The organism is Nocardia abscessus NBRC 100374 (assembly GCF_000308455.1).
GTDB lineage: Bacteria > Actinomycetota > Actinomycetes > Mycobacteriales > Mycobacteriaceae > Nocardia > Nocardia abscessus.
Map to the genome: position 1 here is coordinate 1 of NZ_BAFP01000118.1, position 6923 is coordinate 6923.

Annotated in this window: 8 protein-coding genes; 5 read left to right on the forward strand and 3 right to left on the reverse strand. The window is 70.1% G+C overall.

What is annotated here, in order from left to right:
• Positions 1–561 precede the first annotated feature (561 nt).
• Positions 562–1572 (reverse strand): 4-hydroxy-3-methylbut-2-enyl diphosphate reductase, encoded by a 1011-nt coding sequence (locus ON19_RS24520; RefSeq protein ID WP_043697615.1) that lies wholly within the window; start codon positions 1570–1572, stop codon positions 562–564.
• A gap of 295 nt (positions 1573–1867) precedes the next feature.
• Here ON19_RS24520 and ON19_RS24525 point away from each other — a divergent pair, with 295 nt between their 5' ends.
• Genes ON19_RS24525 through ON19_RS24540 form a run of 4 tightly spaced genes read left to right on the forward strand, consistent with a single transcriptional unit; the run spans position 1868 to position 4432 of the window.
• The gene (locus tag ON19_RS24525) at positions 1868–2497 is read left to right on the forward strand and encodes a lipid droplet-associated protein (RefSeq protein WP_043697604.1); all 630 of its coding nucleotides are present in this window, start codon (positions 1868–1870) and stop codon (positions 2495–2497) included.
• On the forward strand, positions 2494–3813 hold the full coding sequence (gene xseA / locus ON19_RS24530; RefSeq protein WP_043697606.1) for an exodeoxyribonuclease VII large subunit: 1320 nt from the start codon (positions 2494–2496) through the stop codon (positions 3811–3813). The genes ON19_RS24525 and xseA overlap by 4 nt, the downstream gene beginning before the upstream one ends.
• 2 nt (positions 3814–3815) lie before the next feature.
• Complete coding sequence (locus tag ON19_RS24535; protein WP_051169266.1) at positions 3816–4091, forward strand: exodeoxyribonuclease VII small subunit; 276 nt, start codon at positions 3816–3818, stop codon at positions 4089–4091.
• Positions 4088–4432: a VOC family protein gene (locus tag ON19_RS24540; protein WP_043697612.1), complete on the forward strand. Its 345-nt coding sequence runs from the start codon at positions 4088–4090 to the stop codon at positions 4430–4432. The genes ON19_RS24535 and ON19_RS24540 overlap by 4 nt, the downstream gene beginning before the upstream one ends.
• A 21-nt stretch (positions 4433–4453) precedes the next feature.
• Here ON19_RS24540 and ON19_RS24545 read toward each other — a convergent pair whose 3' ends face one another.
• Together ON19_RS24545 and ON19_RS24550 are read right to left on the reverse strand one after the other, a co-directional pair.
• Entirely contained in the window at positions 4454–4951 is a 498-nt protein-coding gene (locus ON19_RS24545) for a GNAT family N-acetyltransferase (protein ID WP_043697620.1), read from the reverse strand.
• 198 nt (positions 4952–5149) lie between these two features.
• Positions 5150–5716: a DUF4245 domain-containing protein gene (locus ON19_RS24550; protein WP_043697613.1), complete on the reverse strand. Its 567-nt coding sequence runs from the start codon at positions 5714–5716 to the stop codon at positions 5150–5152.
• Between the two features lie 130 nt (positions 5717–5846).
• Here ON19_RS24550 and glpX point away from each other — a divergent pair, with 130 nt between their 5' ends.
• On the forward strand, positions 5847–6890 hold the full coding sequence (gene glpX, locus ON19_RS24555) for a class II fructose-bisphosphatase (RefSeq protein ID WP_043697614.1): 1044 nt from the start codon (positions 5847–5849) through the stop codon (positions 6888–6890).
• Positions 6891–6923 lie beyond the last annotated feature (33 nt).

Genomic DNA, 6923 nt, shown 5'->3' on the forward strand with positions numbered 1-6923 from the left:
CCGGCCGCTGCCAAGCCCCGTCCCGAAGGCGAACCACCGCGCGGCGCGCGCCGACGCGACATGCCGCCGCATCCCCAGCCCAATGTGCGCTACCGCGAACGCGATTCCAGCCGAACGGAACGGCGCAGGCCGGAGAACTTGTAGGCGAGTTCGCCACTCGCCCGGCTTCGCGAATTCCGCGTTCGCGGGCGATCGAGTGCCGTGTGCCACACTTCGACGGCGCTGGCACACTCACCGCGGAGCAGCGATCCGCCGGCCGAGTGCGAGCGGTCACGGGAAAGTCGTGGTCACCGGATCCCGCCGCATGCTCCGATCGCAACCGTCGAAGGTGCCCGCGGGCGACCGACCAGCACGTACCGAAGCCCCACCGGCGCGAGCGCGGCGTCAGCGACGAGCGTCGCTCGATGCCCAGCGAAACGCGAAGACGCGGGTCTCGTCGGCCATGGTGAACGGATCGCACCGCATACTCGCGATCGGCGGCACCAACGCAGGTGCGACACGTTCGCGGGCGACCCGACGAACACGTACCGAAGCCCCGCACAGCCGGCGCGGGGCTCGGCGTCAGCGACGGGCGTCGCGCAGTTCCCGGGGCAGCGAGAAGACGAGGGTCTCGTTGGCCGTGGTGACCGGCTGGACGTCCCCGTAACCATGCTCGGCCAGCATGTCCAGGACGCCGCGGACCAGGATGTCGGGGACCGAGGCCCCCGAGGTGATACCGATCGTGCGGACACCCTCGAGCCAGGCCGGGTCGATTTCGCGGGCGAAGTCCACCAGGTAGGCCGCCTCGGCGCCCGCCCCGAGCGCGACCTCGACCAGACGCACCGAGTTCGACGAGTTGCGGGAGCCGACCACGATCACCAGGTCGCATTCCGGCGCCATCGCCTTCACGGCGACCTGACGGTTCTGCGTGGCGTAGCAGATGTCGTCGCTCGGCGGGTCCTGCAGTCCGGGGAAGCGCTCGCGCAGCCGCTGCACCGTCTCCATCGTCTCGTCCACGCTCAACGTGGTCTGCGAGAGCCAGATCACCTTCGACTCGTCGCGCACGCTGACCTTGTCCACCGCGTCCGGCCCGTCGACCAGCTGGACGTGTTCGGGCGCCTCACCGGCGGTGCCCTCGACCTCCTCGTGGCCCTCGTGACCGATCAGCAGGATGTCGTAGTCGTCGCGGGCGAAGCGCTTGGCCTCCTGGTGCACCTTGGTCACCAGCGGGCAGGTGGCGTCGATGGTGTGCAGACTGCGCGCGGCGGCCGACGCGTGCACCGCGGGCGACACGCCGTGCGCGGAGAACACGACGACCGCGCCCTCGGGCACCTCGTCGGTCTCGTCGACGAAGACCACGCCGCGGTCGCGCAGCGTCTCCACGACATGCCGGTTGTGCACGATCTCCTTCCGCACGTAGATCGGCGCGCCGTGCTTCTCGAGCGCCTTCTCCACGGTTTCGACCGCGCGGTCCACGCCGGCGCAGTACCCGCGCGGCTCCGCGAGCAGCACGCGTTTTCCGCCGTCGGCAACGGCGTTTCCGGCGCCTGCCGAGCGGGCGATTCCGACGTTCAAGGGAATGGCCGAAGACATGCCCACAGGATACGTGCGGCCCGGGACCTCGCCACCTTCGGGAGTTGTCCGTCACATCCCCCGCGAGAGCCGCGGAGCACGGGCCGCGAGCTGGGACGGAAGGCCGTCACGGCGGGGTTGCCGACATGCCGCGGCGAATGTCTCGGACACTTCGCCGGGACCTGCGTTTATTCTCCGCATTATGAGCACAGCGCCGCGCAATTCCGGCCGATCGGCCGCGCGCCGGAACGGGCGAATATCCGAACCGCGCCCGCCCCTCCTTTGCATAACACACCATTTCGGGCAGGCTAGGACCATGTTTCGACCACCCTTTCTGGCCCGGGTCGCAGCCGGAGCCGCCGTATACGCTCTCGAGGAATCCCGTCGGCTACCTACGGCGGCAATGAATTTCCCGATCACGGCCATCAGTCAGATGCTGCAGACGACGATGCACGTCCAGCAGTTCGTGACCAGTCTGGCGCTGAAAGGCGACGCGGTTTTCGATCGACTGTCCAACCGCCCGGTCGAGCAGCCGGAGTGGGCCACGTTCGACGAGGACCTCGCCGACGAGCCGAGCCCGGCCCCGCATCGCGCGAGCCGCTTCGATCTCTACACCGCCGACGATCCCGAACCGTTCCGCGCGGGCGAGACCAACGGCCATGCCGCCCCGGTGACGACGATCGGCGAGCAACCGGTCGAGGAGGCGAAACCGGCCGAGCCGGAATCCGATCCCGCCCCTGTCGCGGAAGCGCCCGCGATCGCCGAACCGGAAGTCGCCGTCCGGTACGACTACGCCAATATGACCCTGGCCCAGTTGCGCGCACGGCTGCGCATGCTCACCCTCGAAGACCTCATCGCGCTGCTGGAGTACGAGCAGCACACCCGCGCCAGGGCGCCGTTCGTGACCATGCTGACGAACCGGATCGCCACCGTGCAGGCCCAGTGACCGAACCCAGGACACCCGCGTCGCCCGCGGCCGGCCGGGAAACCCCCGGCCAAACCGCCGCACCGGCCAATTCCGCCGAGCACCCGTGGCCGGTGCGCTCGGTGTCCATCAAGGTCGCCCAGTGGATCGACCGGCTCGGCAGCATCTGGGTGGAGGGCCAGATCACCCAGATCAACCTCCGTCCCGGCACCCGAACGGCGTTCCTGGTGCTGCGCGACTCGTCCGCCGACATGTCGCTGTCGGTGACCTGTGACCCCGATCTCATTCGCAATTCCCCCGTGCCCCTGCAAGAGGGCAGCCGAGTGGTCGTCTACGGCAAGCTCTCGTTCTTCACCGGGCGCGGCACGATCTCCTTGCGCGTGCTGGAGATTCGGCCGGTCGGCATCGGCGAGCTGCTGGCTCGCATCGAACGACTGAAGGCGCTGCTGGCCGCCGAGGGGCTGTTCGATCCCAGACTCAAGCGCCCGATCCCGTTCCTGCCCGGGACGGTCGGCCTGATCACCGGCCGCGCCGGCGCCGCTGAGCGCGACGTGCTGAGCGTGGCCAGGAATCGTTGGCCCGCGGTCCGTTTCGAAATCCGCAACACCGCCGTGCAGGGACCGACCGCGGTGCCGCAGATGCTCGCCGCCCTGGCCGAGCTGGATCGCCACCCGGCCGTCGAGGTGATCGTGCTCGCGCGCGGCGGCGGCAGCGTGGAAGACCTGCTGCCGTTCTCCGACGAGGCGCTGTGCCGCGCGATCGTGGCCGCGACCACGCCGATCGTGAGCGCGATCGGCCACGAGCCGGATAACCCACTCAGCGACCTGGTCGCCGACCTGCGCGCGGCCACCCCGACCGATGCCGCCAAGCGGATCGTCCCGGACGCCGCCGCCGAACTGGCCTGCATCCGCGAACTGCGTGAACGCACCGCCGCCGCGCTGCGCGGCTGGGTCGACCGGGAGACCAGGGCGCTCGCCCAGCTGCGGTCGCGGCCCGTACTCGCCGACCCGCTGCACGAGATCGATCGCCGCGAGGAAGAGGTGGAACGCCTGCGCACGGCCGCGCACCGCTGCGCCGAGCAGCTCATCCGCACCGAATCCACGGCCACCCGGCACCTGCGCGAGAAACTCACCGCCGTGGGACCGGCCGCCACACTGTCGCGTGGCTACGCTGTCGTACAGCGCGTCACCGGCCGGGAACGGGAGGTGGTGCGCTCCATCGAGGACGCGCCCGCGGGCAGCCAGCTGCGCATCCGGGTCGCCGACGGCGCCATCACGGCCGCCGCGCTCGGCACTCAGGCGCTGGGCGCGAAGCACACCGACACAGGGAGGAACTGACCTTGACCGAGTCCGGCAAGTCCGCGGGGAAGAACGGGGCGGGCGCCGACCCGGCCGACGAATCGGCCGAGATCGCCGGTTTCGGTTACGAACGCGCGCGCGACGAACTCGTCAACGTCGTCAAGATCCTCGAGCAAGGCGGCCTCGACCTGGACGAATCCCTCGCCCTGTGGGAGCGCGGCGAGGCGCTGGCCAACCGCTGTGAAGAACACCTCGCGGGCGCGCGCAAGCGCGTCGAGGACGCGCTGCACCGCACCGACCTGCAACAGCCGCAATGACCATCCGCCGCGCCACGCCCGACGTCCGCACCGCCGACCTGGCCGCGAGCCGCGACTTCTACCGGCTGCTCGGCTTCCGGGAGGCGATGGACCTGGGCTGGGTGGTGACAATGGTCTCGCCGTCCAACCCGACCGCCCAAGTCCTGCTCGTCGGCCCGGAGGCCGAACAGCTCCAGCCGGACATGAGCGTGGAGGTGGACGACGTCGACGCCGTGCACGCGTCGGTCGTCGCCGCGGGCGCCGACATCGTCTACCCCTTGCGCGACGAGCCGTGGGGCGTGCGCCGCTTCTTTGTCCGCGACCCGAGCGGGACCATCGTCAACGTGGTGAGCCACCGCTGACGACGGTCCTCGGGATCGCTGCTACCGCGGTGCGGCCACGGCGCGGAACCGCGCGAGGCCGTCCTCGCTGCTCACCCGCTCGAACCCGGCTTTCTCCAGCACCCGCACCGACGGTGGATTGGCCAGTTCCACGGCGGCGTGCACCACGCGGACGCCGGGCGCGGTGAACGCGTGCGCCGTCAGGGCGACGGTGGCCTCGGTCGCGTAACCACGACCGCGCCGCGAGGCGACGATGCCGTACCCGAGCTCCAGCTCACCGTCGGCGGGCGGCCAGAACAGCCCGAGCGATCCGACGACGAGTCCACTCGATCGCTCGACGATCAGCCGATGCCCGAAAGGTCCGAGCCAGTCCGGATGCGCGGCGAACAGCCCCGCGATGACGCGATCTCCCTCGGCCGGGAAATCCGCCGCCCACATGGCGTGACGCCGGCCATCGAGCACGGCGGCCGCCGCACCGGCGGACCACGACCGCAGGATCAGGCGTTCGGTGAGCAGATCGGAAGAGATGGAAACAGACACGTGACACTCCTGGTCATCGATGAACAGACCGGTCCGCGTCGAGGAGCCCGCGGAAGAATCAGGGGCGCGCGAACCGGCGAAGGGCATGCGAAATACGGCTGGCGGCAGCCATATTCATCGACCTCCGAGATCCGGTTCGGCACGTGTCTCGTACCGCGGCAAACTTAACGGTCGCGCGCGGCCGAAGGCAAGGGTGTTTCAGGGCTTCAGTGGTTGCGCCGCGGTGATCGCCTGGGCCAGCGTGGTGAACGCCGCCTGGTTGCCCGCGCCGGTGATCAGCACGCGGGACTGGCCGAGGTCGGTGATCCAGGCGGTCTCCGAGCCCTGCTCGGCGTAGACGATCCACTTCTGCGCGCCGACCTGCTCGGTGCCGCCTGCGTACCGCGAGCCGAGCACGAACCGGGCCAGCGCCTCCTCCGTGGCGTTGCTCTGGGTGAATCGCATGTAGGTGCCCTGCGGCGTGATGTAGCCGACCGTGCTGGCCGGTCCGCCGCCGGTGCTACCGATGGACTCCCGGCTGCCGGAGTTCGGCGTCCAGTCCGCGGGCAGGTCCGGGTTGCGGATCGGGAACGGCATGGAGCGAGCGTCGGCGGTGAGCGCCGCCCGCGCGTCGAAGTGCGGGATCTGCCCCTGCGTCGGACCGTTCGCGGCGAAACTGCACTGGCTGGCCAGGCCCGCGAAAACCAGCGCGATCAACACCAACGGGATCAGCGACCAGAACAGATCCCGGTAGTCGTTCAGGATGCGTGGCTTTTGGTACGACACGCTCCCAGTATCCACTCGGACGGTGACACTGCCCCGCGCACCCCGACACCGTCGAGCAGGGGTGTACGCCCGTGCCACATCGAATGAGACAATCGACCGGTACGTACCGACGCACAGGAGGCACCCCGCAATGACGGCAACTTCCCCCACACCTAGCCGCCGCGAGGCGCCCGACCGCAACCTCGCACTCGAGCTGGTCCGCGTGACCGAAGCCGGGGCGATGGCCGCGGGCCGGTGGGTCGGGCGCGGCGACAAGGAAGGGGGCGACGGCGCCGCCGTCGACGCCATGCGGCAGCTGGTCAGCTCGGTGTCCATGCGCGGCATCGTCGTCATCGGCGAGGGCGAGAAGGACGAGGCGCCCATGCTGTACAACGGCGAGGCCGTCGGCGACGGCACCGGCCCCGAAGTGGACTTCGCGGTGGACCCGATCGACGGCACCACGCTGATGTCCAAGGGCGTACCCGGCGCGATCTCGGTGCTCGCGGTCGCCGAGCGCGGCGCCATGTTCGACCCGTCCGCGGTGTTCTACATGCACAAGATCGCCGTCGGCCCCGACGCCGCCGACGTGATCGATATCGCGGCGCCGATCGGCGAGAACATCCGCCGGGTCGCCAAGGCCAAGAGCTTGTCGAAGTCCGACCTGACCGTCTGCATCCTGGACCGTCCCCGGCACGCCGAACTGATCCAGCAGGTGCGCGACGCGGGCGCCCGCATCCGTCTGATCTCCGACGGCGACGTCGCGGGCGCGATCGCCGCGGCCCGCCCGGAGTCCGGCACCGACATCCTGGTCGGCATCGGCGGCACGCCCGAGGGCATCATCGCCGCCGCCGCGATCCGCTGCATGGGCGGCGAGTTGCAGGGCATGCTCGCGCCGAAGGACGACGAGGAACGGCAGAAGGCCGTCGACGCGGGCCACGACCTCGACCGCGTGCTGACCACCGAGGACCTCGTCTCCGGTGAGAACGTCTTCTTCTGCGCCACCGGCGTCACCGACGGCGACCTGCTACGCGGCGTGCGCTACTACGGCGGCGGCGCGTCCACCCAGTCGATCGTCATGCGCTCGAAGTCCGGCACGGTCCGCATGATCGACGCCTACCACCGCCTGACCAAGCTGCGCGAATACTCCTCGGTCGACTTCATCGGCGACGAACACGCGGTCCCGCCGCTGCCGTGATATTTGGCCGCGACTTCGTCGCGGCGTGTTCGC